Here is a 24,142-nt window from a genome sequence, read left to right on the forward strand (position 1 = left end):
TAACCCATACGCGACAATTTTTGATTTAAGGCAGCTAATGGCGTATTGATGGCACCAATAATGAGGTATACCGGACAACGGTTTGTTGATTTACGCCGCTATCTTCTTGTCGGGATATGGCAAAATAGCAGGACTATAGCTATCAGGGAGTAAAGCTCGTGCTGGATAAACTGCGTTCACGTCTCGTACAATTCGGTCCATCAATGCTGAGCGTGCCGGTAAAACTGGCGCCGTTCGCGCTTAAACGCCAGGTGCTGGAACAGGTACTGAGCTGGCAGTTCCGCCAGGCGCTACAGGACGGTGAGCTTGAGTTTCTGGAAGGCCGCTGGTTAAAGATTGAAGTACGCGATATCGGGTTGCGCTGGTTTACTTCCGTAGAGAACGATCGGCTTATCGTCCGTGAAACCGCCGAGGCGGATGTCAGCTTTAGCGCGGATGCCAGCGATCTGCTGATGATCGCCGCGCGCAAACAGGATCCGGACACCCTTTTCTTCCAGCGTCGTCTGGTGATTGAAGGCGACACGGAGCTCGGTCTGTACGTCAAAAATTTAATGGATGCCATTGAGCTGGAGCAGATGCCGAAAGCGCTGCGTATGATGTTGATGCAAATGGCAGATTTCGTTGAGGCCGGGCTAAAAACCCCGCCGGACAGTAAACACACTTCAGTAGGTGAACCATGCTGATTCGAGTCGAAATTGGGATTGATGCGCCGGGTATCGATGCGTTGTTACGCCGCTCTTTTGCAGGCGACGCCGAAGCTCAACTGGTTCACGATCTTCGCGAAGATGGCCTGATTACGCTGGGCCTGGTTGCCACCGACGATGAAGGGCAGGTGGTCGGCTACGTGGCGTTCAGTCCGGTGATTGTGCAGGGCGAAGAGTTACAGTGGGTCGGCATGGCGCCGCTGGCGGTGGATGAAAACTACCGTGGACAGGGCCTGGCACGCCAGTTGGTCTATGAAGGGCTGGATTCCCTGAATGAATTTGGCTATGCCGCTGTCGTCGTTCTGGGCGATCCGGCGTTCTACGAGCGTTTAGGCTTTGAGCCAGCGTCCAGATACGATCTGCGCTGCCACTGGCCAGGCACGGAAACATCTTTCCTGGTACATCCTCTGGCGGACGATTCGCTCGACGGCGTTACCGGTCTGGTGGAGTACCACGATCATTTCAATCGTTTTTAAGCAGGCTTTCGCGTAGCGCCTCGAAAGAGCCGTCCCCGTTGACGAGACGCTCTTTCTGGCGCTTCGTCAGCTGCTTGATGCGGTATTCCAGCCTGAGCGCCAGGGATCTGTCGCCCACGGCGGCTGAAAACGCCAGCTGAAGTTCACCTTTCCCCCGCAGTGCTTTCGCCCCTTTTCCCGTTTGATGTTGTAAAAAACGCCGTGCCACATCGGTAGTGATCCCGGTGTAGAGTGCGTTATCAGCGGTTCGGACAAGATAGAGAAACCAGCACACGGTAAACAGATTCAGTATGTTAAGGTGAACGCACCATAGCATGAGAGAGAGCGAAAATGGAAACACTGGCCGCCATTAACCGCTGGCTGGCAAAGCAGCATGTTGTGACCTGGTGCGTCTGTAAAGACGAGGAGATGTGGTGCGCAAATGCCTTTTATTACTACGATCCCGAGCGCGTGGCCTTTTACGTGATGAGCGAAGACAAAACGCGGCATGCGCAGATGACGGGCCAACAGGCAAAAGTGGCGGGCACGGTAAATGGACAGCCTAAAACCGTTGCGCTGATCCGCGGGGTCCAGTTCAAAGGCGAAATTCGTCGCCTGGAAGGTGAGGAAAGCGACGCCCAGCGTAAACGCTATACGCGCCGCTTCCCGGTGGCCGCAGCGCTAAAAGCCCCGGTGTGGGAAATCCGCCTCGATGAGCTGAAATTTACCGACAACACCCTGGGCTTTGGCAAGAAGCTGCACTGGTTACGCACCGAGCAGGCGTAGCGCTTCGCGGTTAAACGCTGGAAGATCGTCCGGCGTACGGCTGGTGATCAGCTGATCGTTATCGTTCACCACTTCCTGATCGTAGAACTCGGCACCGGCGTTTTTCAGATCGATAACGATCGGTTTCACCGCGGTGAGCTTACGCCCGCGTACCACCTCGGCGCTGATCAGCAGCTGCGGACCGTGGCAAATGGCAAACACCGGTTTACCGGTGCCGACGAAGTCACGGGTAAAGGTGACGAAACGCTCGTCCCCGCGCAGGGAATCCGGTGAATGGCCGCCCGGTAACAGCAGGGCGTCGAAATCCGACGGGCTGACGTTATCAATGGATTCGTCAATGGTCACGCTGGCTTCACCCTTGTGGCCCTTCACGGTTTTACCCGCTTCTTTTTCGATGGTGACCACCTCGTGGCCCGCCTTGCGGAATGCCTCTGCTGGCGACGTAAATTCTGAATCTTCAAACTCGTCGGTAATCAAGACTGCGATTTTTTTACCCATGCTTCCTCCGTTGTTTTCGCTTCAGACTGTTTTTTTCCCGTTTGTGGTAAATACTTACCGGTAACAGACTTTTAAGTGTGGTAGAGCAGGCCCAGATCGCAAACGGACAATTCTGTAAAGGGGACAAGATGAGTCAGGTACTGATTACCGGCGCAACCGGGCTGGTGGGTGGACATCTGCTGCGGCTGTTGATCCAGGATCGGCATATCAACTATATCGCCGCCCCGACGCGTCGCCCGCTGTTGGATATCACCGGCGTCTATAATCCGCACGATCCCCAGCTTACCGACGCGCTGGCGCAGGTGCAGGATCCCATTGATATCGCCTTTTGCTGCCTTGGCACCACCCGACGGGAAGCGGGCAGTAAGGAAGCCTTTGTCCATGCAGATTACACGCTGGTGGTAGATACCGCCCTGACGGCCAAAAAGCTGGGTGCTAAGCATTTCCTGGTGGTCAGCGCGCACGGCGCGAACGCAGGCTCGCCGTTTTTTTACAACCAGGTGAAGGGCAAAATGGAAGAGGCGTTAATCGCGCAGCAATGGGAGCGCCTGACCATCGTACGGCCTTCCATGCTGATGGGCCACCGCGACGAACGGCGTTTTAACGAGTCTTTTTTCGCTCCGCTGTTTCGCATCCTGCCCGGTAACTGGAAGTCCATCGAGGCGCGGGATGTCGCGCAGGCGATGCTGAAAGAGGCACTGGCTCCGTCGCAAGAGGGGGTTAATATTATCCCTTCGGCAAAACTGCGTGAAATCGCGCAGGGCGAGGCGTAAACTTCCCCGGCTTATTAAATAACACCTTCCGGGGAATGGTATGACTGGTCAGTCTTCATCTCAGGCGGCAACACCTGTTCAGTGGTGGAAGCCCGCACTCTTCTTTCTCGTGGTCATCATTGGCCTCTGGTATGTGAAATGGCAGCCGTACTACGGTAAAGCCTTCACCGCCGCCGACACCCACAGCATCGGTAAATCGATTCTCGCGCAGGCCGATTCCAGCCCGCTTCGCGCGGCGTGGGATTACGCAATGGTCTATTTTCTTGCCGTCTGGAAAGCGGCGGTATTGGGCGTATTGCTGGGCTCGCTGATTCAGGTACTTATCCCCCGTAACTGGCTGATAAAAACCCTGGGACAACCGCGCCTGCAGGGCACGCTGCTGGGAACGATTTTCTCCCTGCCGGGCATGATGTGCTCCTGCTGCGCTGCACCGGTGGCGGCGGGTATGCGCCGACAGCGCGTGTCGATGGGCGGTGCGCTTGCCTTCTGGATGGGTAACCCCCTGCTGAACCCGGCAACGCTGGTGTTTATGGGCTTCGTTCTCGGCTGGCATTTCGCGTTTATCCGTCTGGCGGCTGGCCTGCTGACGGTGGTGCTTGTCGCTACGCTGGTGCAGCACCTGGTGAAAGACAACGAGGCCGGGCCTGCCTCCGTTGAGCTGGACCTCAGCGATCCGCAGGGCAGTTTCTTAGCTCGCTGGGGCAAAGCGCTGTGGCAGCTTTTCTGGAGCACAATCCCGGTCTATATCCTGGCCGTACTGGTGCTGGGGGCGGCGCGCGTCTGGCTGTTCCCGCATGCGGATGGCGCTATCGACAACACGCTGATGTGGGTGATTGCGATGGCGGTGGCCGGTTGCCTGTTTGTGATCCCAACCGCGGCGGAGATCCCGATTATTCAGACCATGATGATGGCTGGCATGGGTACCGCACCGGCGCTGGCGCTGCTCATCACGCTGCCGGCGGTGAGCCTGCCGTCGCTGATCATGCTGCGTAAGTCATTCCCGGCGAAAGCGCTGTGGCTGACGGCGGGGCTGGTGGCGTTGAGCGGAGTGATTGTGGGGAGTATGGCGCTTGTGTGAAAGAAAGCCCGGTGGCGCTGGCGCTTACCGGGCTTACAGTCAGGTGTGAATTACTTGATATAAGTAAACGCGGTGGTGACGTGCTTCACGCCGCTCACCCGGCTGGCGATATCCGCCGCCGCTTTCCCTTCACGTTCTGTCACTAGGCCCAGCAGGAACACTTCGCCGTTCTCCGTGGTTACTTTCACGTTTGAGGATTTCACCTGGTCGGTACCCAGCAGCTGGGAACGCACTTTGGTGGTGATCCAGGTATCAGATGACGCGGTGCCGAGACCAATCGGCTGGCCCTGGCGGATCTCGTTAAACACTTCCGCCGTACCTTCTACGCCCATCGCGATCTGTTTGGCGCGCGAGGCGAGTTCAGGGGTTGGCGCCTGGCCTGCCAGCAGAACTTTGCCCTGATAAGCCGTCACGTTAATGCGTGCTTCCTTCTTGATCTGTTCGTCTTTCGACAGCGCACTGTTTACGCGCAGCTCAAGCGTACCGTCATCCACCTGCGTCCCAACGGTACGCGGATCGGTCGCTGCTTTGGTGCCGACCGCTGCGGTACCGACTACAGCGGCAGCGATGCATCCCTGAAGCAGTAATGCAGACATCACGACTGCAAGGGCCGATAAAACCTTCATGAGAACTCCTTAATCATCCTGGTGAGGGAAAAGCGTGTTATCGATCAGATCGCATAAGCAGTTCACCGTGAGCATATGCATCTCCTGGATGCGGGCGCTACGGTGCGAAGGAATGCGGATCTCCACATCCTGCGGCCCCAGCAGGCCAGCCAGCTCACCGCCGTCGTAACCGGTCAGGGCGACAATCGTCATGTCTCGGGTTACTGCCGCTTCAACCGCCTTAACGATATCCCGGCTGTTACCGCGCGTGGAGATCGCCAGCAACACGTCTCCGGCATGGCCTAAGGCGCGCACCTGCTTGGCGTAAATTTCGTCATGCAGACGATCGTTGGCAATCGCAGTTAAGACCACGTTATCGGTGTTTAGTGCAATGGCAGGTAAACTCGGTCGCTCGGTTTCGAAGCGATTGATCATGCTGGCAGCAAAATGCTGTGCGTTGGCGGCGGACGTGCCATTGCCACAACAGAGGATTTTGTTGCCGTTGAGCAGCGACTGAACCAGCGTCATCGCTGCACGCGAGATCGCGTCCGGAAGGGCTTCCGCTGCGGCAATCTGCGTTTGAATGCTTTCTGTGAAGCACACTTTTATTCGTTCGAGCACGGTATCCCTTTAAAATCTTATTTATGCGTCTTCGCCAAACGCGTTTTTAAGCCAGTCGATTGCATTTCCGGTGAAGGCTACCACATCGAAACGGCAATCCACAGTATCAAAACTCCCATTATGGCGGGCAAGCCACAAGTGGGCAGTCTGTAATAATTTTTGTTGTTTGGCGAGCGTCACGCTGGCGGCAGCACCGCCAAAACGGGACGACTGTCGGTAGCGTACTTCAACAAACACGATGGTTTGACCGTCTTTCATAATCAGGTCAATCTCGCCGCCGCGCCCGCGAACGTTGGCGGCGACAAAGCGCAGTCCTTTGCCTTCAAGCCAGCGGCGCGCTTTTAGCTCCCACGCGTCGCCGGTCTCTTTGCGGCTTAACTGGCCGGGACGATCTGCCCCTGCTGGTATTTGAGCCATGATAACTTCCTGTTAATCACACAATCCTGATCGGCGGTCAGATCGCCGGTATTCCCGTTAAGCTCAAAGCCCGGTACCTGGCGCATCTGGGTAAAGTGGTTTGCCAGCGCCCAGGCATCGACGCCCATCGCGTACAGACGCGCCAGGGAATAATCATTGCGCACCGCGCCCAGCGCCTGCTGCATCAACTGCGGGTTGCTGCCTGCCAGCATAGGGATCTCGCTGTATTGCAGTCCTTCCATTTCCAGACGGAAATCCGGGCCTGCAGTACCCTGTGCGCTGCGTGAGCTGGCGTAGAGCGTTGCGCCGCTCTGGCTGCCGTTACGCATGGCGATCATTGGTTTGATAAAGGCGATCTCTTCCGGCGTAGCGACGATGTACGCCGAATCCACTTTACCGCCGCCGCTGATTTGCGCGTCGGTAGGGGGGGCCGGGATCGTCAGACCGCCGATGGTGACGCTCTGCTGCTGCGGCAGGCTGGCGGATACCGGGCTACCGTTGAGGGCAATACCTGCCCCGCCGTTCACGCCCGCTCTCAGTTCGGAAGCTGAGCCAAATTTCTGCTGCAACACCACGCCACCGCCAAGGGTCTGCCACTCTTGCGCAAAGGCGTTGGCAACGCGGTCGCCCAGCGTGCTGCGTGGGATCAGCAGCAGCGGCGCCTGCTTGCCCTGCTCGTGAATATGACGGGCCGCATCGCGGGCTTCATCCTCCGGAGAGAGGGCGAAGTAACAGATATTGGCGCGGTTCTGAACCTGCTCAGGCTGGTTAAGCGCCAGCACGTTCAGCGCGGTGTTGCTCTTCATCAGCGCTTCCACGTTGTTTTTCAACAGCGGGCCGACAACGATGCTGGCCCCGTCCTGCTGAACCTGCGCCAGCACCTGGTCAAGCGGCTGGGCGCTGGTGTCGTAGATTTTCAACTCTGCACCAGGGTTAGCGCTGGTGGTGGCCACAGCCTGCGGCTGGGCTACTGGCTGCTGTTCCGGCTGCGCGGTTTGCGGCTGAGGTTGTTCTGCCGTCGCGGGCGCCGGAGTTTCAGCCGGGGCCTGTGTTGCCGCAGGCGCTGAGGTAGCGGGTTGCGTCGTTGGGGCGGTAACCGGATTCTGCATGGTGCCCTGGGCAGGGGTTTGCGCGGTGGTCAGGTCGCTGGTTTCGGCGGCTGACGGACTGACGACGTCATTCACATTCGCCGCCTGTGCTGCCTGCGCCGGAACGGCGCTGCCGGTGACGGCGGTAGTGCCGTTTTTCGCGGCTTCAAAACCTTGCTGAATGGCGCGGCCAAACACCGCTGCCTGGCCGTTTAACGGCAGCAGCAGGGCGATTTTGCTGGTGGAGGCGGGCTTAAAGTTTTGCACGTTCACCAGCTGCGTTGGCAGCATTTTTGCTCCCGGGTTTTGCGGGTAGCGCTTTTGCCAGTCGGTAATGCCGGCTTTCAGCATGTTCGGATCGCTGCGGTTGTTGAACCACATCTGTTGCAGATCCAGCCAGCCTTGCAGGACATTTTCATCGGCGTTGATCACCAGCGCTCTGGCCTGATCCTGGGTCATGGAGGCGAGTGCCTGCCAGGTTGCGTCAATATTTTTCTGCTTGTCCGCACCCGCGAGCAGAGGCTCCTGGGCAATCAGCGCGCGGAGAAGCGTCAGGGAGGGGCGACCCTGCTCAGCGGTGATACCGGCCTGCCAGAAACGGGCCTGCTGATTCTTATCCAGCGCGCTCAGTTCGATAGTGCCGAGGATCTTCTTCGCGCCGTCGAAATCTTTCTGCGCGACCTTCAGTTCTGCCGACAGCAGCGTCTGCTCATGGCGCTGATCGTCGTTAAGATCCTGCGGCAGCTGGCTGAACAGCTCGGCGGCCTGCTGGGTTTTTCCTTCCTTCAGCAGTGCACGAATGGCGAGTAATTGCCAGTTGATCCTGGTATCATTTGAACTCTGCGACATTTGTTGCAGATAAAAGCCAGAATCAGCCTGAGCGGATCCCTGCATATGAGCAGTGCTCTGGTCAGGTGCCTGGGTGCCGCAGCCGGTAAAGATCAGGGCTGCCAGCAGGAGGGGCACGCTGTGCGCGGCTTTTTTTCGAAGAAACGTTAACGGTACCATACTGTATCCAGTGATTTTTTTACGCAATGCTCAATATTAAATCGGCAATACGGACGAAACAATGAAACAACACGAAACGGCAGATAATTCTCAAGGCCAGCTTTATATTGTACCTACTCCTATCGGGAATTTGTCTGATATTACCCAACGTGCACTCACTGTATTGCAAGCTGTTGATTTAATTGCTGCTGAAGACACCCGTCATACCGGTTTACTGCTGCAGCACTTTGCCATTAACGCCCGTTTGTTTGCCCTGCACGATCACAATGAGCAACAAAAAGCCGAAACGCTGGTGGCGAAGCTGAAAGAAGGGCAGAACATCGCGCTGGTCTCCGATGCGGGTACGCCGCTTATCAACGATCCGGGTTACCATCTGGTGCGCACCTGCCGTGAAGCAGGGATCCGCGTTGTGCCGCTGCCGGGGCCGTGTGCTGCTATTGCCGCATTAAGTGCGGCGGGCCTGCCGTCCGATCGTTTCTGCTACGAAGGTTTCCTGCCTGCTAAATCCAAAGGCCGTCGCGACGTGTTAAAGGATCTGGAAGCAGAGCCGCGTACCCTGATTTTTTACGAATCAACCCACCGCCTGCTGGAAAGCCTGGAGGATATGGTTACCGTCTGGGGCGAATCCCGCTACGTGGTGCTGGCGCGCGAGCTGACCAAAACCTGGGAAACCATTCACGGCGCGCCGGTTGGCGAACTGCTGGCGTGGGTGAAAGAGGATGAGAACCGCCGCAAGGGCGAAATGGTGCTGATTGTCGAAGGGCATAAAGCGCAGGAAGACGCCCTGCCTGCCGATGCGCTGCGTACGCTGACCCTGCTACAGGCTGAACTGCCCCTGAAAAAAGCGGCGGCGCTGGCGGCGGAGATCCACGGCGTGAAGAAAAATGCGCTGTATAAATATGCGCTGGAGCAGCAGGGGGAGTAAGCCCCTGCCGCCTGTTTTGCCGGGTGGCGGCTTCGCCTTACCCGGCCTACACCGTGTCAAAGCCTTACTATTTTCCCGGAATCGCCTCAAACACCAGCGTTTCCAGCGGTTGCAGCGTAATCACCACAGCGTTTTTATATTCCTCTGGTACGGTCGAATTACTGCCGTACACGGCTTTCAGGGTAAACTGCGAGCGCTCTCCTGCCGGGATCTCAAAATCTTTGGTTAAATCCAGGTAGTAACGTTGCGGCTTATCCGACGGGTTGCGTAAACCAAAAATCGCTTTGTCTTTACTCCATGAGGCCCAGCCGTAAACCTCAAGCGAAGTTGGGTCACCGCCAATCCAGTGCGTATCCACCAGCACGCTGGCATTCTCACGCGACCACTTCGCCGCCTGTGCCAGGGTGTCCCACTTCGCCTTGTTAAGCATGGACGGCGTGATGTACAGCTCCTGAAGTTGAGTTCCGGTCGCGAAGTAGCTCCAGACCTGATCGGCAAAATCACCGTCCGTTTGTACTTTCTCCAGTCCATAGTAAGCGTTCTCTGCACTGACGATCCCGTGGTACATCAGGGAGTTCAGCGGGAACAGCGGGCCTTTGCGTACGATGGAGCGATAAGTTTCGGCATCCCGGTAGGTCATCCACTGCTGCACTGGCGTGCCGGGACCGTACAGGTTGATATCATCGCCCTGACGCCAGATTGAATCAGCATAGAGCAGCCAGGACGGGCTCGCGTCGGTCCCGGTGGTCAGGTTGATAAACAGGTTCGGGTTTGCGCTGCGCATGTTGTGCAGCAGGGCAATGGACGCGTCAAAATCCGATGCAAATGGGCTGCCCTTGATATGCGAATTGGCGTTACCCATTCCGTCGAGCTTGAACGAGGTAATGTGCTCGTTTTTGATCAGCTTAATGATCTGATCGTTAAAGTTTTTAAAGTAGTTCGGCCCCGACAGCGCCAGCTTGCCGTCTACGGTTTCGAAACCATACTCTTTTGCATGCGAGACGCGAATATCGCGCGGCTTGTTGTAACCGCCCCACGGTGAAAGCCACAGCCCAACCGAGCTATGCAGGCTATCGGCTTTTTCCCTGACTTTGCCAAAACCGTTGCTGAATGCCGGGCCAAACAGCCAGCGTCCGGTGCGATCGTCCCAGCCATCGTCCAGCAGGAACGCGTCCAGCGCCACCCCGCGTCCGGCAATAAATTCTTTATTCCATTCGTCCATTCGTCCAATGACATCCTGCTCGGAGTAAGGAGTAAAGAAGCCGATGTCCATCCAGCTGTTGTAGTGCAGATAAGGCTTATAAGGCCGCGGGCGCACGGCATCGATAAACTGGTTTACGCTGCGCCGCAGCTGATTAGTTTCCGGGAAAGTGCCGAACCAGGTGGTAAAACTGACCGGTGTCTCAGGCAGAATTGGCGTTTTCAGCTCCACGTTGAGGTTCGTGGTGGCTTCATAAGCGTAAGTATTCACAATCGGTTTGTCTGGCAGGATGAAGAACGAGTCGGCCACGATTGGCGAGCTGTTAATCGCCCCGTCAACGTAAGGTGCCTGAGACTGCTTCTTCGTCGGGAAGAAGGTCATTTTCGCTACGTCCCGCGGCTGCCCGACGGCGGCGATGGTGTAGCCGATGCTGGCGTATTTTCCCTTCACCAGGTTCAGTTTCACCGTTACGTTAAAATCCGGATGCGTAAAGTCGATGACTATCGCGTTGTCCTGCTTTTCGACGTGCTTGATTTTGAAATCAGCGGTGTGGATTTTTGTTTCATCCGGCAGTGTCAGAAAGAACAACTCCTGTGGCGTGAGCGGATGGTTAGCCTTGCTGTCCGTTACTACTACCGTTGCATTTGCATCATCAAACGAAAGGGCAATATTGTTGTTACTGAGCGCGTAGTTTGCTGCCGCCGCGCCATGAGAAACACAGAGAGCCAGCAGCGAGAGAGTGAGCCTTGTTTTCATCGGGGTAAGATCCTTATCAGTAATGCTTCAGCATTCGGTTGATGGACTGTTCCAGCCAGTAGCGCTGGGTGCCGAAGTTAATACGCAGGTAGTTTTCGCCGTTTTGTACGTAGTGGCTGCCATCTTCGATGACCACGCCAGCCTGTTTGGCGAAATGTTGGGTTAGCGCCGTCGCACTGCGATCGTCCGCACTGACGTCTATCCAGGCGAGATACGACGACTCCGGGTTCATCATCTTCCATGCAGGGAAGTGGGTCTGGATGGCATCCGCAAGGTAGCGGGCATTGCCGCGCAGATAACCATTCAGCGCGTCGAGCCATGGCAGACCTTGCTGATAGGCCAGAATAATCCCCCACACGCCGAAGATATTCGGCGAGGTAATGGAGTTCTTCTCCAACTGCTGGCGGAAACGCTGGCGCAGCGAATCGTCTGGAATCATTGAGTAAGATGTTTTTAGCCCGCCAAGGTTGAAGGCTTTATTGGGGGAGGTCAGCACAATCAGGTTGTCCTGGGCGGCACAGCCCGAAGTCAGACAGCTGACGAATGTACCGTCCAGAATGTGCTCGGCGTGAACCTCATCAACCACCAGAATCGTGCCGTAGCGCTTACAGAGATCGGACACCTGGCGTATCTCATCCGCGCGCCAGATGCGGCCCGAGGGGTTATGCGGCGAGCAGAAGAACCACAGTTTTGGACGGTGAGTTTTGAGCTGAACTTCAATCAGATTAAAATCCAGCTGATAGCGGTTTTCCTTCACGCTCAGCGGATTTGCAAGCACCCGCACGCCCTGTCGCTGTGTCGCCATCGCAAACGGGTCATACACCGGGGTGTTCATCATCACGCAGTCGCCGGGATTGCAGAACGCCTGAACCGTATAGTGCAGCGTAGAAACGGTGCCGTAGGTCAGGGTGATCCATGACTTATGCACCTCAACCTGATGACGGGTGCGCTGGAAGGCGATGACCGCATCGTAGAATTCGTCGAAGCACCAGGTGTAACCGAAGGTGCCATGCTCCACGATGCGCTGAAAGCCTTCAATCACGGCGGGTGGCGAGGTGAAATCCATGTCTGCTATCCACAGCGGGATAAATCCCTCCGGGACATCACCGAAACGCGAACACACAAACGCATGATCCCATTTACGGCATTTATCGCTTTTACGCTCAATGATTCTGTCGAAATCAAACACAACGACCCCCTGTTAAATTAAGGCTTCAATGCCGGATTTGACGCTCTGCACCTGCGGGCCGATGATCACCTGAACGCTGTGGGCATCAAGCACCACGACTGACAAGGCGCCAGCGGCCTTCAGCGCCTGCTGGTCGATAAGCCCCATATCTTTCACCACCAGACGTAAGCGGGTAATACAGTTGTCGAGCGACTCAATATTCTCTTTACCGCCAAGCGCGCGAAGAATAAGCCCATGATCGTATTTTGATTTTCCACGTGCCCGGGTATTGGCTTCCACCGCCTGGAGCGCACCCTGCGCGTCAACCTCACGGCCTGGCGTTTTTATATCGTGCTTGAGGATGTACCAGCGGAAGACGAAGAAGTAGATAGCAAACCAGGCAATACCCACCGGGAACAGCAGATACCATTTGGTCGACATCCCCTGCATGACGCCGAAGATCAGCAGATCCAGAATACCGCCGTCAGTGTTGCCGATGGTGACGCCGAGCAGCGCCATCACCATTAGCGCCAGGCCAGACATAACGATATGAAACGCGTAAAGCACAGGGGCAATAAACAGGAACAGGAACTCAATCGGCTCTGAAATACCCGTGACAACTGAAACCAGCACGCCTGAAAGCAGCAGCCCTTTAATCACCGGACGGTTTTCCGGGCGCGCGGTGCGGTAGATAGCGTAAGCCACGGCAGGCAGGCCGAAGATAAAGGTCGGCATAAACCCTTGCGATAAAAATGCCGTAACGTGCGGGCTAAACGGCAGACCCGCTTTCAGCTCGGCGTAGAAAATGTTCAGCGCACCGGCCACTTCCTGGCCGTTAACCATCTCAATGCCGCCCGCCGGGGTGAAGCGCACCATCGCCAGCAGAATGTGATGCAGGCCAAAAGGTTTGAGTAGCAGCACGCCCACGCCATACAGGAACGGTCCAAAGACGCTGGTGCTCTGGATGATATGACCAATCCCGGCAATGCCCATTGCCACATATTCCCACAGCAGGGGGATGACCAGGCCGACCAGCGACAGGGTGAGGGCGGTAACAATCGGAACAAAACGAATGCCGCTAAAGAAGGCAAATGCGTCGTGCAGCACCGTGTCCTGGAAGCGTTCGTGCAGGAAGTAGGTGATCACCCCTACCACAATGCCGCCGAGCACGCCCATCTCCAGCGTTTGAATGCCAAGCACGATGGATTGTCCCACCTGTCTCATGGTGGCGGCATCCGCAAGCTGGTGGGTGGCGGTCAGGTAGTAGTTGATGCTCATGTTCATCAGCATGTAGCCAACGAATCCGGCAAAAGCGCCCACCGCTTTATTACGCCTGGCAAGGCCCATTGGGATCGCCATGGCAAACATCAGCGGCAGATAGGTAAAAGCAAAGCCACCGACCATGGCGATAAAACCAAAGGTGAGCTGCGTTAACTCGCCGCCCAGAAAGGGAAAACTTTTGATGGTGGAAGGGCTGGTGACAGAACTACCGATACCTAACAACAACCCCATAAAGGCCAATAGCGAAACCGGGAACATAAACGTCTTTCCCAGGCTCTGGAAAAACTCCCACGCTTTCGATTTAAACGACTTTTCCTGTGTCATGTAGGGACTCCTCGGATTTTTAGGATAATGGAAGGCGCTGTCCGGCTTAAGGACGCGCCTTCATATTTGCGAGGCTTATAGTTATTTTTTAGGTACTAACGTTATGCGCGATGGGTTCAGGCTTCAGCCGGAAGCAGCAGCCGGTTCGCCGAGCCGCAAACGGTGATTTTGCTTCTGACCACCTCTTTCATGGCATCCATGCCGACGCGCATGTAGAAGCGCGGATCGTTGCCCTGTGGGTTCTCGGCAAACCAGGCTTTGACTGCGTCAGAGAAGGCGATTTTCAGCTCTGTTGCGACGTTAACTTTGCAGACGCCCAGCTCAATGGTGCGGCGCACATCCTCATCCGGAACATCGCTCGCACCGTGCAGTACCAGCGGCACTGTCACTACCTCGCGGATCTCGGCCAGCCGCTGGAAGTCGATTTTTGGGCGTTTGGTATAGAGGCCGTGCGCGGTTCCGATGGCAACGGCGAGGCTGTCCACGCCTGTCAGTTCGACAAAGCGTTTTGCTTCCTGCGGGTCGGTCAGGAACGCGCTTTCGGCGTCGACGCTCATGTCATCTTCCACTCCACCCAGTCGGCCCAGTTCGGCCTCGACGCTACAGTCGTTGAGGTGACAGAAATCGACGACCGATTTCACCAGCTTGACGTTTTGTTCGAAGGGGTAATGGCTACCGTCGATCATTGCGCTACGTACGCCGGCATGGACTTTGCGGCGAATGTCATCCAGCGATTCGTGGTGATCGAGGTGTAGCGCCAGCGGCATGTCATAAGTAAGGGAATATGCGCTGCACAAGGCGTAGATCTCTTCCAGCGCAATATGTTTAAACGTCCCCGGCGTACCCGCGAGGATCACCGGGGATCGCATTTCGCTACAGACTTCGAGGATCGCCTGGATCGTCTCGGCGTTATGAATGTTAAAGGCCGGAACGGCATAGCCCTTCACCTGTGCGTCCTGCAAAAGATATTTGGTAGAAATAATACTCATGAGCCTGTCCTCTTAAGCCTGCCACGGATGAATAACGACGCCCTGGACCACACGGTTAACCGTACCGCTGGCGGATGGCGTATCTGGCGTATTGCCAACGTGCAGAGACTGGGTCAGTGCGAAGACCTGGGCGTACATCAGGAAGCAGAACGCCTGCTCCATATCGTTAAATGAACGAGAAGGCGGCAGCAGGATATGCGGGCCAGCTTCAATGACCGGATCCGTTTCGGCTGCAATGGCTACCACGCGCATAGCCTGACGATCGCGACGCAGCTCGGCGAGCAGATCCAGATCGTACTGACGCGTGTACGGATGGCTGGAGACAAACACGACGACCAGCGTTTCGTTGTCCACCAGCGACTTAGGCCCGTGACGGAAACCCGTTGGCGAATCGTAGAATGCCGCCAGCTTGCCGGCGGTCAGCTCCAGCACTTTCAGCGCAGACTCCCGTGCGGCGCCCTGTAATCCACCGCTGCCCAGATAAACAATGCGTTTCCACGGTTCGTTACCAAAGACGCCGGGGCTGAAATCGCCAAGCGATGTGAGGATCGCCTGACAGCGATCGGACACGTCGCGGAACGTTTTGCTGTTGATCGTTTCCGGTGCGAATACCGCCAGGCAGCTCGCCATCATGGTGGTGATGCTGCTTGTCATCGCGAACCCGCGATCGTGCGTTTCGGCTGGCATGAGCAGAGCGCAGGCGTTATCGCTGTCGACGGCATTCTGGTACAGGCTGCCCGCTTCATTACAGGTGATCGACAGGTGGTAGCACTCCGGTACGAACTGATTCGCCAGCTCAACGGCGGCGACGCTCTCCGGGCTATTGCCAGAACGGGCGAAAGAGACCAGAAGCAGCGGGTGCGCAGGGCTGAAATAATCCATCGGGTTGGTGACCAGATCGGTCGTAGGTATCGCGGTGATGTTTTTCCCCGTGTGGCTGGCAAGCCATGGCGCAATGATGTCGCCGATAAAAGCGGACGTACCCGCGCCGGTCAGAACGATCCGCAGATCGGGCTTGCGCAACAGTGGCGTCAGAAAACTGTCGATCGACGCGCGCAGATTATCAATATTGTTGAGCGAGCGAAGCCAGCTGGCTGGCTGCTGGCGGATCTCTTTTTCGGTCCAGGTGCCGGTGGTGGCGGTAGTGGTTTGTGGCATAACTCAGTCCTTAGTCGTGTGAATTCCACATCAGACGCTGGCAAACGTGTCGCTATCTTTCGTTTCGTTTCACTTGTTCACTTTAGCAGTTAAATAAAATCTATAGAAAAGAAATCGAAAGTTCAATGACGTAAAAGAAATAAAACGAAAAGTGTGATCGCGAAAGGAAAGGAGAAAATCAAGGAAAGGAAAAGAAAGGCCTTACGATCGTCTTCCGTAAGGCCAACAGGGCACACTGTGAAAGGGCTACAGGGAAAGAGCCTGACCCTGGATCCAAATCTGCCGGAGGTGTAAACCCGCATCCAGCGCAATAATATTGGCGCGTTTGCCAGGCGCTAACGATCCCAGCAAGTGATCCATACCGAGCAGACGGGCGGGATGCAGTGAAGCCATATGGATAGCTTGCTCTGGGGCGACCCCCGTATGCTCCACCATATTTCGCACGGCGGCATCCAGCGCGAGCGTGCTGCCCGCAAGCCCGCCTGAGGCCGTGCGGACAACGCCGCCCTGCATCTCGACATTTCCACCACACAACGTATAGCGTCCATCAGGCATACCCGCCGCCTGCATGGCATCGGTAATCAGCACCGTACGATCCTTCGCGCAGCAACAACACAGCCGCATGGCTCCAGGATGAACGTGATGCCCGTCGGCAATAAGCTCCAGCCACGCGCGTGGGTCCGTAAGGCCAGCGCCAACCATGCCGGGCTCCCGGTGGTGTAACCCCGTCATGCCGTTGTAGCAGTGCACCAGCCCGGCTGCGCCTGCATCAAATGCGGCCAGGGTTTGCGCGTATGTAGCGGCGCTGTGACCCAGCATGACGCGTATCCCTTTTTGCTTGAGGTGATGGATCGCCTTCAGGGCTTCCGCTTTTTCCGGAGCAAGCGCCACTATCCGCAGCGTGTTCTGCGAAACCGCAATCAGATCATCAAGTTCCGCGAGATCCAGTTCGCGAAACAGTTCTTGCGGATGTGCCCCTTTGTTCTGCGGCGTAAAGTACGGGCCTTCCAGATAGCTGCCCAGGACCTGCGCACCGGGGCCACCGACATGACAGCGTCGGGCAATGCGCCGTAACGCGCCATGGATCGCCTCCAGCGGAGCGGTGACGGTGGTAGGCAGAAACGCCCCCACGCCTTCACGCGCTTTATGCATGGCTAACCGGTCCAGCACGTCGGGGGCATCATCCATCACATCCACACCCGCGCCGCCGTGGACGTGAATATCAATGTATGCCGGGCAAAGCAGGTCTGCCTCGCGGGTGTTAACCCCTGCCGGAATCGGCTCGATGGCGGTGATGACGCCTCTATCCATGCGCAACTGATGGTCATCCAGCCAGCCCTGCCCGGTAAGCAGACGACGCGCGCGCAGCAGCTGGCTCATATCCCTTCCTCGGCTGGCGCTTCCTCGCGACAGCGTGCAAGCTCATCCACCAGGCTGGTCAGGCCGCGATGGCCGCACTCCAGCGCCTGCAAACGAAATGCTTCACTGCTTAACCCGTCGCGCTCCAGAACCATCTCCAGCAAAAGCTGGAGATTGGTGCCGGTGATCACTTCGCTGCCGGGGTGTTGCATCGCGAGGGTAGAGGCCACACGAAACGGCGTACCGCCGAGAAGATCGGTGAGAAACACGATATCGTGTTCTGCATCCAAATCATTCACTGCCTGCTCAAGCTGCGCGGTCAGCCGCGCAGTGGTGGAGCTTTCCGGAAAATCGATGGCGATAAACTGCGGCTGTTCGCCGAGGATTTGCTTCATCGCCTGTTCCAGCCCGCTGGCAAAACCGCCATGACCCGTCAAAATAATGCCTAACATCGCAACCTCTTTGCTTTTACAGGAAGTGACAGAATTTACCGACAACGCCCAGCACCACGGTGATACCAATCAGGCGCAGCGGGCTCCAGCCACGGCGTACCAGCCAGAACATGGTCAGGGTGTAGACCAGCGGCAGAAAGGCGGGCATCAGTTTGTCGATCACGTCGGTTTGCAGTTTGACGACCGCATCCCCGGCTTTAATCTCGAGTGTGGTATTCAGGCGCACATAGGTTGCCACCAGCGCACCAATCACCGTCATCCCGACAATGGACGCAGCATGACCAACCTTTTTGGTGTTGGCCTTGATCAGCGGGATCGCGGCGACACCCATCCGGTAGGCATAGTGCGCCAGACCAAAACGCAGGCCGAGATGCACCACGTTAAACAGCACGATAAAGACCACGGCGCCAAGAATGGATCCCTGTAGCGCCAGGCTGGCGCCAATCCCCCCACAAATAGGCAGCAGGGTTAGCCAGAACATGGCGTCACCAATGCCACCGAGCGGTGCACCGACGGCAATTTTAGTGCTCTGGATGCTGTTCACATCCTGCTTGGAACGCTCCATTGCCAGAATAATGCCGATGACGAAGGTCACCAGGAACGGGTGGGTGTTAAAGAAGCCCATATGGCCTTTCATGGCGCGCGCCAGGTCCCGCTTATTGGTGTGGATCTTTTTCAGCGCGGGCAGTAGCCCATACAGCCAGCCGGAGGCCTGCATTCGCTCGTAGTTGAACGAGGCCTGTAGCAGCATGGAACGCCAGGCGACACGGTTAATATCCTTTTTCGTTAGCTCAGCGCCAATACTCTGGTCTTCGTAGACGTTTTCATTCACGCCGGTCAGCAGCGTCTCTTCACTTTCAGACACGCCCGGCAGGGTGGTTGGATTAGATGCCATCTTCAAATTCCTCTTTCTGGGCCGCAGGCGCCGTCGGTTCAGGCGATTTGCGCAGCAGGTCGATCAGCGCCATCGCCAGCGCAGCCGCGGCAATCGCCAGCACCGGCAGTTTCAGCCAGGCCGCGGCGACAAAGCCGATAATGAAGTAAGGGATGTAGACGTTTTTCATCATGATCTTCAGCAGCACGGCGAAGCCGATCGCTGGCATGATGCCGCCCGCGACGCCCAGACCGTCGATCAGACGTTCCGGCAGGACATCAATGGCGGTTTTCGCGTGTTCAGCCCCGAAGTAGATGGGCAGAAACGCACACAGGAAGTAGAAGACGCCGAGCGCCAGCAGTGCCAGATAGTTGACCCGTTCAATACCACGGGTGTCTGCGTTAGCCGCCATGCGATCGCAGCGGGACATCACGCCGGACATCACCGAGAAGAGGAAAGTGATCCCCATCTGAACCGCCACGGCAAACGGCACGGCGACTCCAACCGCGACATCCGGTTTCACGCCTGTGGTAATGGCAAATGTGGTGCCAACGATGGTGCCGATAATCACGTTTGGCGGCTGCGCGCCCGCCAGCGGCGCGAGACCCATCCAGACCAGTTCTAACGTACCGCCGGTCAGAATTCCGGTGTGCAGATCGCCCAGAATCAGGCCAACCAGTGGCCCGAGCACCACCGGACGGTGCATGTGTGTTAAGCCGTTAAACATATCCAGGCCCGCGATAAAGGCGAGAAGCCCCAGCGCGAAAGCCTGCAACAGACTGATTTCCATTGTGAATCCCTCAGAGCAGTTTAAAGAGATCCAAAGCAGTCTCTGTTGGAACGCCCTGAACGAAGCATTCCACTCCGGCCGCCTTCAGGCCGTTAAACGCGGCGATATCGTTCGCGTCTACAGATACCGTTTTGGCAATTTGCTGTTTGCCACTGGCATAATGCATATTTCCGACGTTGATACGGGTGATAGGCACGCCGCCCTCGACCAGCGTTAAAAAATCAGCCGGTGTTTTACAGACCAGCAGAATTTTCTGCCGATCGGCGGCGCGATGAATGTTGTCGATCACTTTTTGCAGGGACCAGAAACGCACGGCGATGCCTTCCGCAAGCACCATCTCCATCAGGTTTTGCTGAACCGGATCGTCTGCAACCTCGTCATTTGCCACCAGCACCAGGTTCGCCCCCGCAAACCCCACCCACTGTACGCCCACCTGACCGTGGATCAGGCGTTCATCAATGCGGCATAAGACAATGTTTGGCATAGCGTTTTCCTCTTTTTTAATTATGCGTGTTGAGTCGTTACGCCTTCGCAGGCGGTATGGTACTGCTGGAGTATGTCCTGAATGTGGTCGAGAATGAGCTCCCGTGGTATGGACCTGAGAGCACCCTCGCGAACTTTGCTGTACTGCAACGGTAGATACTGGCTGATCAGCGGCAGTGGGATCGGTTCATCCGCCAGGTTGCGTACCAGTCGCTCAAAAGCCTCGTCAATCTGGCTGTCTGGCCAGTAATAGCGCACGCGGTCGGAATAGCTGTAACCGCGGGCCAGGCGACGGGCATTGCCGTCGCCGTGATAGTGGCTTTGCCAGTATTCCGGGCGATCGAGCATCACGTTTTCCAGGACGTGACGCAGTCCTGAGCAGGCTTTTGCCGGTAAAAGCTCTTCTTCAATTGCAGCCAGGGAGAACAGCGCTTCGCGCAGCGCGAAGGTTAGCGCAGGGCCGACTTTCAGAATGGCGAAGTGATCTTTCACCAACTGGCGCAGCGCCTGCGGCGTCTGGTAATCGGTAGAGTGTGCTTCAAATACGAGCGTGTCGTAGGCTTCAACCATCTTGCTCAGTGCGACGGCTTTATGCGGTTGATAGTCACAAACGTGCGCATGGTCGAACTCAACGCCAGGCTGAACCACCAGGCCAATAATGCGCGGCCAGATGTCGCTTAACCCTTCCTTCTCGAATGCGTGGCGGTGTGCCTCAAGCGTGGCACGTGCCGCCTCTGGTGTGGTGACCTCAAGCTCGGTCAGCGTTTCGTGTGCCCCACCGGGAACCGGAACTTCCGTGCCGATAACGTAGACCAGATCCGCTACGCCAAATTGCTCGAGACAGGTGGTTTCGGCAATTTTAGCCAGCCGAGCGGCACGCCCGGCAACGATTGCATCGGTTAAAGGAACCGGATCGTCTTCGCAGGACATGCTGCAATCGAGGTGAATTTTTTTAAATCCGGCCGCCACGTAGCTTCTGATCAGATCGTCGGCGTTCGCCATCGCCTGCAAAGCTGGCAGGTTTTGCCAGCGGTTTGGACCTAAATGATCGCCGCCAAGGATCAGCTGTGAGGTGGGGAAACCGAGGGATCCCGCCAGATTGCAGACAAACCCATAAAAATCGGCGGGCGTCATACCGGTATAGCCGCCAAACTGATCCACCTGGTTTGAGGTGGCTTCAATCAGCAGAGGCGTCTGTTGTGAATGGGCGTAACGAATTGCAGCTTCAAGTACCAATGGATGTGCGGAACAGACGGCGTAAATCCCGTTTGTATTCCCCCGTTTATGTTGTTCCACCATTTCTGTCAGATGTTTCACTTTCCTCTCCATTTCGGATGGTGTTGGTATTCATCTTTCGTTTTGTTTCATTTGATACTGCATTATGGTGGGGTAAAAATAAAACGAAAGATAATAGTTTTCCGATCTGTTTCACAAAAGAAACATAATGAAAGGTTTCAGCGGCGGTTAAGCTTGCGTCTGCTCACCATACAGGGCTTGCATTCCCTCAAAAGAAAGGCGTTAATAAGCAAAACGAAATGAAACGAAAGTTTATTTACTAAGGAGCTCGTATGAGCAGCACCGATTCATCCGCAGAGAAGCGCATCACCGGCACCAGTGAAAGGCGAGAGCAGATCATTCAGCGGTTGCGGGCGCAGGGAAGCGTGCAGGTTAACGATCTTTCTCTTTTATACGGCGTGTCGACGGTGACGATCCGTAACGATCTGGCCTTTCTGGAAAAGCAGGGGATTGCCGTTCGCGCTTACGGCGGCGCGCTGATTTGCGAAGGTAATGCCCCCGGCGTGGAGCCGTCCGTTGAGGACAAAAGTTCCCTTAATACGGCTGTGAAGCGCAGCATCGCGCAGGCGGCGGCTGAACTGGTGAAGCCGGGTCACCGCATTATTCTGGACTCCGGCACCACGACCTTTGAAATTGCTCGCATGCTGCGCCAGCACACCGATGTTATTGCCATGACCAACGGGATGAACGTGGCAAACGCGCTGCTGGAAGCGGAGGGCGTAGAGCTGCTGATGACCGGCGGGCACTTGCGCCGTCAGTCGCAGTCCTTCTATGGTGACCAGGCGGAGCAGTCCTTACAGAATTACCATTTTGACCTGCTGTTCCTGGGCGTCGATGCCATCGATCTCGATCGGGGGGTGAGTACGCACAACGAGGATGAAGCCCGTCTGAACCGGAAAATGTGCGAGGTGGCGGAGCGTATTATCGTTGTCACTGATTCCAGCAAGTTTAACCGTTCAAGCCTGCATAAAATCATTGATACTCAGCGGATCGACATGATTATCGTTGATGAAGGTATTCCGGCGGAAAGCCTGGAAGGGTTACGCAAAAGCGGGATCGATGTGGTGCTGGTCTAAAGAGGCTTTTCCCCTCACCCTAACCCTCTCCCCATAGGGGAGAGGGGACTGCTCGGTGCGGTTTTTTTACCCTCTCCCCGGTGGGGAGAGGACAGGGTGAGGGGCCATCACGTCACCGGCGCCGGGTTAAACACCGCCAGCGAGTTATGCAATCCCCATTGATCGGAGAAGGTTTTCTTCCGCCCGCTTGCCACATCCAGAATGAAGTGGAACAGCTTCCAGCCCACCTCTTCAATACTCTCTTCCCCGGTGGCGATGGTGCCCGCGTTGATATCCATTAAGTCATACCAGCGGTTTGCCAGCTCGGTGCGGGTCGCCATTTTGATCACCGGTACCGCCATCAGGCCGTACGGCGTGCCGCGTCCGGTGGTAAAGACCTGTACCGTAATGCCGGATGCTACCTGCTGGGTGCCGCACACGAAATCACTGGCAGGCGTTGCCGCGTAGATCAGACCGCGTTTGGTTGGTCGCTGGCCAGGTGAGAGCACTTCCACAATCGCGCTCTGGCCGGATTTGGCAATCGACCCGAGGGCCTTTTCCACCACGTTCGCCAGGCCGCCTTTCTTGTTACCCGGAGACGGGTTGGCGCTGCGGTCGGTTTTGCCCATGTCGAGATAGTTATCGTACCAGGCCATCTCCTCCAGCAGGCGTTTGCCCACCTCTTCGTTGACGGCGCGCGGCGTGAGCAGGTGGATAGCATCACGCACTTCGGTGACTTCGGAGAACATCACCGTGGCGCCGCAGCGCACGAACAGATCGGAGGCATAACCTACCGCCGGGTTAGCGGTGACGCCGGAAAACGCATCGCTGCCGCCACACTGTGTCCCAACCACCAGTTCAGAGGCCGGGCAGGTTTCACGCTGGCGTTTGTTCAGCTTCTCCAGATGGCGCTCTGCCACCTGTAAAATGTCGTCGACCATCGATCTGAAGCCGACATGGTGTTCATCCTGAAGACGCACAATACTGGCCTCGTCAACCGGAATGGCTTTCACATCCTCAGTACCCTGCAACAGGCGTTCTGGCTGCAATTTTTCACAGCCGAGGCCAATCACCATCACCTCGCCGCCAAAGTTTGGGTTAAGGGCGATATTGTGGATCGTGCGGATCGGCACGACCGCTGCGGGCGCGTTGATCGCCACGCCGCAGCCGTACAGGTGGTTAAGCCCCACCACGCCGTCAACGTTGGGGTATTTCGGCAGCAGATCGCGCTCAATAATTTTCACCACGTAATCCACGACACCCGCCACGCAATGCACGCTGGTGGTGATGCCAAGCAGGTTTTTGGTTCCCACGCTGCCATCCGCGTTGCGGTAACCTTCGAAGGTATAACCCTCCAGCGGAGGTAACGGCTCAGGGACGCGGGTAGCCAGCGGCAACGTCTCCAGCGGCGGGGCGGTGGGCAGCTCAACCAGCGACTCCTCAATCCAGCTACCCTGCGGGATAGCGCGCACCGCATAGCCGATGACTTCGCCGTAGCGCACGATTTCGCCCTGCGCCGGGATATCGACCAGTGCGACTTTATGCCCCTGCGGAATGTGCTCAATCAGCTCCAGCCCGTCCGGAAAGCGGGTACCCGCTTTTAAGCCATTGTCGTTGACAATAATCGCCACGTTATCGGTATCGTGCACTTTTATATAGAACGCCGTCGGCGCCGCCTGTCGAATTTCAATATCGGCCATTGTTCACTCATCTCCAGCAAAATATCTGATACTAAATATAGCCAGATGGTTAATCGTTTCTTATTGAGGAAATAAAGAATGTCAGGAGAGGAAAAGTGAGAATGTGATCGCGATCGCTCCCGAAACACTAATCGTTGATTCTGTGCATCAGCGCCCACTGCATTGGGCATATGCTCAAAATAGCGTGCTAACCCCGTTGGATAATTGAGCATTGAGACAATGTGCTGCCGGGTGGTGACGATTATACTGAATGACGATTTTATAAAGCCAAAATTCAGTCAGGAAAATAAATATAACG

General features: G+C 56.4%; 25 protein-coding genes. 7 read left to right on the forward strand and 18 right to left on the reverse strand.

The features are described from left to right. Nucleotides 1–158: 158 nt before the first annotated feature. Together ubiT and AC4OVS_RS02915 are read left to right on the forward strand one after the other, a co-directional pair. A complete protein-coding gene (ubiT, locus tag AC4OVS_RS02910; protein WP_003861771.1) occupies nucleotides 159–683 on the forward strand; it encodes a ubiquinone anaerobic biosynthesis accessory factor UbiT in 525 nt (174 codons plus the stop codon). Then, nucleotides 677–1,180 (forward strand): GNAT family N-acetyltransferase, encoded by a 504-nt coding sequence (locus tag AC4OVS_RS02915; RefSeq protein WP_022649509.1) that lies wholly within the window; start codon nucleotides 677–679, stop codon nucleotides 1,178–1,180. Before ubiT ends, AC4OVS_RS02915 begins: the two co-directional genes overlap by 7 nt. Here the strand turns inward: AC4OVS_RS02915 and AC4OVS_RS02920 are convergent. Continuing rightward, nucleotides 1,167–1,496 carry a GIY-YIG nuclease family protein gene (locus tag AC4OVS_RS02920; protein WP_003861768.1) on the reverse strand — a complete coding sequence of 110 codons (330 nt, stop codon included), beginning with the start codon at nucleotides 1,494–1,496 and terminating at the stop codon, nucleotides 1,167–1,169. The two genes, AC4OVS_RS02915 and AC4OVS_RS02920, sit on opposite strands and share 14 nt — an antisense overlap. A 14-nt stretch (nucleotides 1,497–1,510) precedes the next feature. Between AC4OVS_RS02920 and AC4OVS_RS02925 the strand changes: the two genes are divergently transcribed. After that, a complete protein-coding gene (locus AC4OVS_RS02925; RefSeq protein ID WP_022649508.1) occupies nucleotides 1,511–1,945 on the forward strand; it encodes a YhbP family protein in 435 nt (144 codons plus the stop codon). Here AC4OVS_RS02925 and AC4OVS_RS02930 read toward each other — a convergent pair. After that, nucleotides 1,925–2,443 (reverse strand): type 1 glutamine amidotransferase domain-containing protein, encoded by a 519-nt coding sequence (locus tag AC4OVS_RS02930; RefSeq protein ID WP_015571965.1) that lies wholly within the window; start codon nucleotides 2,441–2,443, stop codon nucleotides 1,925–1,927. The two genes, AC4OVS_RS02925 and AC4OVS_RS02930, sit on opposite strands and share 21 nt — an antisense overlap. Before the next feature lie 128 nt (nucleotides 2,444–2,571). Between AC4OVS_RS02930 and AC4OVS_RS02935 the strand changes: the two genes are divergently transcribed. After that, nucleotides 2,572–3,216 carry an NAD(P)H-binding protein gene (locus AC4OVS_RS02935; RefSeq protein WP_022649507.1) on the forward strand — a complete coding sequence of 215 codons (645 nt, stop codon included), beginning with the start codon at nucleotides 2,572–2,574 and terminating at the stop codon, nucleotides 3,214–3,216. A gap of 40 nt (nucleotides 3,217–3,256) precedes the next feature. Next, a complete protein-coding gene (locus tag AC4OVS_RS02940) occupies nucleotides 3,257–4,294 on the forward strand; it encodes a permease (RefSeq protein ID WP_023307055.1) in 1,038 nt (345 codons plus the stop codon). Between the two features lie 50 nt (nucleotides 4,295–4,344). Here AC4OVS_RS02940 and dolP read toward each other — a convergent pair whose 3' ends face one another. From dolP to AC4OVS_RS02960, 4 genes are read right to left on the reverse strand one after another with little or no spacing between them, the layout of a single operon-like run. After that, on the reverse strand, nucleotides 4,345–4,920 hold the full coding sequence (gene dolP / locus AC4OVS_RS02945; protein WP_022649505.1) for a division/outer membrane stress-associated lipid-binding lipoprotein: 576 nt from the start codon (nucleotides 4,918–4,920) through the stop codon (nucleotides 4,345–4,347). A gap of 9 nt (nucleotides 4,921–4,929) precedes the next feature. Further along, nucleotides 4,930–5,520: a DnaA initiator-associating protein DiaA gene (gene diaA / locus AC4OVS_RS02950; RefSeq protein ID WP_003861754.1), complete on the reverse strand. Its 591-nt coding sequence runs from the start codon at nucleotides 5,518–5,520 to the stop codon at nucleotides 4,930–4,932. Nucleotides 5,521–5,541: 21 nt separating this feature from the next. Then, a complete protein-coding gene (locus AC4OVS_RS02955; protein WP_022649504.1) occupies nucleotides 5,542–5,937 on the reverse strand; it encodes a YraN family protein in 396 nt (131 codons plus the stop codon). Beyond that, nucleotides 5,895–8,033, reverse strand: coding sequence for a penicillin-binding protein activator (locus tag AC4OVS_RS02960; RefSeq protein ID WP_199160222.1), 2,139 nt, complete (start codon nucleotides 8,031–8,033; stop codon nucleotides 5,895–5,897). The genes AC4OVS_RS02955 and AC4OVS_RS02960 overlap by 43 nt, the downstream gene beginning before the upstream one ends. Before the next feature lie 61 nt (nucleotides 8,034–8,094). Between AC4OVS_RS02960 and rsmI the strand changes: the two genes are divergently transcribed. Beyond that, on the forward strand, nucleotides 8,095–8,958 hold the full coding sequence (rsmI, locus tag AC4OVS_RS02965) for a 16S rRNA (cytidine(1402)-2'-O)-methyltransferase (RefSeq protein ID WP_023307053.1): 864 nt from the start codon (nucleotides 8,095–8,097) through the stop codon (nucleotides 8,956–8,958). A gap of 67 nt (nucleotides 8,959–9,025) precedes the next feature. Here the strand turns inward: rsmI and AC4OVS_RS02970 are convergent, their stop codons facing one another. The 11 genes from AC4OVS_RS02970 to kbaZ all read right to left on the reverse strand — a co-directional run bounded on the left by AC4OVS_RS02970 (nucleotide 9,026) and on the right by kbaZ (nucleotide 21,122). Then, nucleotides 9,026–10,915 carry an alpha-galactosidase gene (locus AC4OVS_RS02970; protein WP_491922166.1) on the reverse strand — a complete coding sequence of 630 codons (1,890 nt, stop codon included), beginning with the start codon at nucleotides 10,913–10,915 and terminating at the stop codon, nucleotides 9,026–9,028. A gap of 16 nt (nucleotides 10,916–10,931) precedes the next feature. Beyond that, nucleotides 10,932–12,104 carry a MalY/PatB family protein gene (locus AC4OVS_RS02975; RefSeq protein WP_023307051.1) on the reverse strand — a complete coding sequence of 391 codons (1,173 nt, stop codon included), beginning with the start codon at nucleotides 12,102–12,104 and terminating at the stop codon, nucleotides 10,932–10,934. A gap of 12 nt (nucleotides 12,105–12,116) precedes the next feature. Then, the gene (malX, locus tag AC4OVS_RS02980) at nucleotides 12,117–13,688 is read right to left on the reverse strand and encodes a maltose/glucose-specific PTS transporter subunit IIBC (RefSeq protein WP_022649499.1); all 1,572 of its coding nucleotides are present in this window, start codon (nucleotides 13,686–13,688) and stop codon (nucleotides 12,117–12,119) included. 116 nt (nucleotides 13,689–13,804) lie between these two features. Next, complete coding sequence (gene kbaY / locus AC4OVS_RS02985) at nucleotides 13,805–14,677, reverse strand: tagatose-bisphosphate aldolase subunit KbaY (RefSeq protein WP_048965968.1); 873 nt, start codon at nucleotides 14,675–14,677, stop codon at nucleotides 13,805–13,807. Between the two features lie 12 nt (nucleotides 14,678–14,689). Beyond that, entirely contained in the window at nucleotides 14,690–15,835 is a 1,146-nt protein-coding gene (locus tag AC4OVS_RS02990; RefSeq protein ID WP_022649497.1) for an SIS domain-containing protein, read from the reverse strand. 246 nt (nucleotides 15,836–16,081) lie between these two features. Then, nucleotides 16,082–17,215: an N-acetylglucosamine-6-phosphate deacetylase gene (nagA, locus tag AC4OVS_RS02995; RefSeq protein WP_491922167.1), complete on the reverse strand. Its 1,134-nt coding sequence runs from the start codon at nucleotides 17,213–17,215 to the stop codon at nucleotides 16,082–16,084. Further along, entirely contained in the window at nucleotides 17,212–17,646 is a 435-nt protein-coding gene (gene agaF, locus AC4OVS_RS03000; protein WP_032626392.1) for a PTS galactosamine/N-acetylgalactosamine transporter subunit IIA, read from the reverse strand. The genes nagA and agaF overlap by 4 nt, the downstream gene beginning before the upstream one ends. A 16-nt stretch (nucleotides 17,647–17,662) precedes the next feature. Further along, nucleotides 17,663–18,541, reverse strand: a complete 879-nt coding sequence (agaE, locus tag AC4OVS_RS03005; protein ID WP_022649494.1) for a PTS N-acetylgalactosamine transporter subunit IID — start codon at nucleotides 18,539–18,541, stop codon at nucleotides 17,663–17,665. Continuing rightward, nucleotides 18,531–19,310 (reverse strand): PTS N-acetylgalactosamine transporter subunit IIC, encoded by a 780-nt coding sequence (gene agaW, locus AC4OVS_RS03010; protein WP_003861730.1) that lies wholly within the window; start codon nucleotides 19,308–19,310, stop codon nucleotides 18,531–18,533. Before agaW ends, agaE begins: the two co-directional genes overlap by 11 nt. Before the next feature lie 10 nt (nucleotides 19,311–19,320). Further along, complete coding sequence (gene agaV, locus AC4OVS_RS03015) at nucleotides 19,321–19,794, reverse strand: PTS N-acetylgalactosamine transporter subunit IIB (RefSeq protein ID WP_003861728.1); 474 nt, start codon at nucleotides 19,792–19,794, stop codon at nucleotides 19,321–19,323. Nucleotides 19,795–19,814: 20 nt separating this feature from the next. Next, complete coding sequence (gene kbaZ, locus AC4OVS_RS03020) at nucleotides 19,815–21,122, reverse strand: tagatose-bisphosphate aldolase subunit KbaZ (RefSeq protein ID WP_032621928.1); 1,308 nt, start codon at nucleotides 21,120–21,122, stop codon at nucleotides 19,815–19,817. Nucleotides 21,123–21,361: 239 nt separating this feature from the next. Here kbaZ and AC4OVS_RS03025 point away from each other — a divergent pair, with 239 nt between their 5' ends. After that, a complete protein-coding gene (locus AC4OVS_RS03025) occupies nucleotides 21,362–22,165 on the forward strand; it encodes a DeoR family transcriptional regulator (protein ID WP_015571958.1) in 804 nt (267 codons plus the stop codon). A gap of 107 nt (nucleotides 22,166–22,272) precedes the next feature. On the opposite strand, the gene garD is transcribed toward AC4OVS_RS03025, so the two are convergent. Then, a complete protein-coding gene (garD, locus tag AC4OVS_RS03030) occupies nucleotides 22,273–23,844 on the reverse strand; it encodes a galactarate dehydratase (protein ID WP_023298704.1) in 1,572 nt (523 codons plus the stop codon). Between the last annotated feature and the right edge of the window lie 298 nt (nucleotides 23,845–24,142).

Source organism: Enterobacter sp. 4974935 (assembly GCF_058661735.1).

What these genes read in the sequence shown, in the direction of transcription:
- nagA (WP_491922167.1), bottom strand. Translation starts at nt 17,215, where the DNA reads ATGAGCCAGCTGCTGCGCGCGCGTCGTCTGCTTACCGGGCAGGGCTGG.
- rsmI (WP_023307053.1), top strand. Translation starts at nt 8,095, where the DNA reads ATGAAACAACACGAAACGGCAGATAATTCTCAAGGCCAGCTTTATATT.
- agaF (WP_032626392.1), bottom strand. Translation starts at nt 17,646, where the DNA reads ATGTTAGGCATTATTTTGACGGGTCATGGCGGTTTTGCCAGCGGGCTG.
- AC4OVS_RS02970 (WP_491922166.1), bottom strand. Translation starts at nt 10,915, where the DNA reads ATGAAAACAAGGCTCACTCTCTCGCTGCTGGCTCTCTGTGTTTCTCAT.
- AC4OVS_RS02990 (WP_022649497.1), bottom strand. Translation starts at nt 15,835, where the DNA reads ATGCCACAAACCACTACCGCCACCACCGGCACCTGGACCGAAAAAGAG.
- AC4OVS_RS03025 (WP_015571958.1), top strand. Translation starts at nt 21,362, where the DNA reads ATGAGCAGCACCGATTCATCCGCAGAGAAGCGCATCACCGGCACCAGT.
- malX (WP_022649499.1), bottom strand. Translation starts at nt 13,688, where the DNA reads ATGACACAGGAAAAGTCGTTTAAATCGAAAGCGTGGGAGTTTTTCCAG.
- agaV (WP_003861728.1), bottom strand. Translation starts at nt 19,794, where the DNA reads ATGCCAAACATTGTCTTATGCCGCATTGATGAACGCCTGATCCACGGT.
- AC4OVS_RS02925 (WP_022649508.1), top strand. Translation starts at nt 1,511, where the DNA reads ATGGAAACACTGGCCGCCATTAACCGCTGGCTGGCAAAGCAGCATGTT.
- agaW (WP_003861730.1), bottom strand. Translation starts at nt 19,310, where the DNA reads ATGGAAATCAGTCTGTTGCAGGCTTTCGCGCTGGGGCTTCTCGCCTTT.
- AC4OVS_RS02915 (WP_022649509.1), top strand. Translation starts at nt 677, where the DNA reads ATGCTGATTCGAGTCGAAATTGGGATTGATGCGCCGGGTATCGATGCG.
- AC4OVS_RS02920 (WP_003861768.1), bottom strand. Translation starts at nt 1,496, where the DNA reads ATGCTATGGTGCGTTCACCTTAACATACTGAATCTGTTTACCGTGTGC.
- AC4OVS_RS02955 (WP_022649504.1), bottom strand. Translation starts at nt 5,937, where the DNA reads ATGGCTCAAATACCAGCAGGGGCAGATCGTCCCGGCCAGTTAAGCCGC.
- kbaY (WP_048965968.1), bottom strand. Translation starts at nt 14,677, where the DNA reads ATGAGTATTATTTCTACCAAATATCTTTTGCAGGACGCACAGGTGAAG.
- AC4OVS_RS02940 (WP_023307055.1), top strand. Translation starts at nt 3,257, where the DNA reads ATGACTGGTCAGTCTTCATCTCAGGCGGCAACACCTGTTCAGTGGTGG.
- AC4OVS_RS02930 (WP_015571965.1), bottom strand. Translation starts at nt 2,443, where the DNA reads ATGGGTAAAAAAATCGCAGTCTTGATTACCGACGAGTTTGAAGATTCA.
- kbaZ (WP_032621928.1), bottom strand. Translation starts at nt 21,122, where the DNA reads ATGGAGAGGAAAGTGAAACATCTGACAGAAATGGTGGAACAACATAAA.
- AC4OVS_RS02960 (WP_199160222.1), bottom strand. Translation starts at nt 8,033, where the DNA reads ATGGTACCGTTAACGTTTCTTCGAAAAAAAGCCGCGCACAGCGTGCCC.
- garD (WP_023298704.1), bottom strand. Translation starts at nt 23,844, where the DNA reads ATGGCCGATATTGAAATTCGACAGGCGGCGCCGACGGCGTTCTATATA.
- AC4OVS_RS02935 (WP_022649507.1), top strand. Translation starts at nt 2,572, where the DNA reads ATGAGTCAGGTACTGATTACCGGCGCAACCGGGCTGGTGGGTGGACAT.
- dolP (WP_022649505.1), bottom strand. Translation starts at nt 4,920, where the DNA reads ATGAAGGTTTTATCGGCCCTTGCAGTCGTGATGTCTGCATTACTGCTT.
- agaE (WP_022649494.1), bottom strand. Translation starts at nt 18,541, where the DNA reads ATGGCATCTAATCCAACCACCCTGCCGGGCGTGTCTGAAAGTGAAGAG.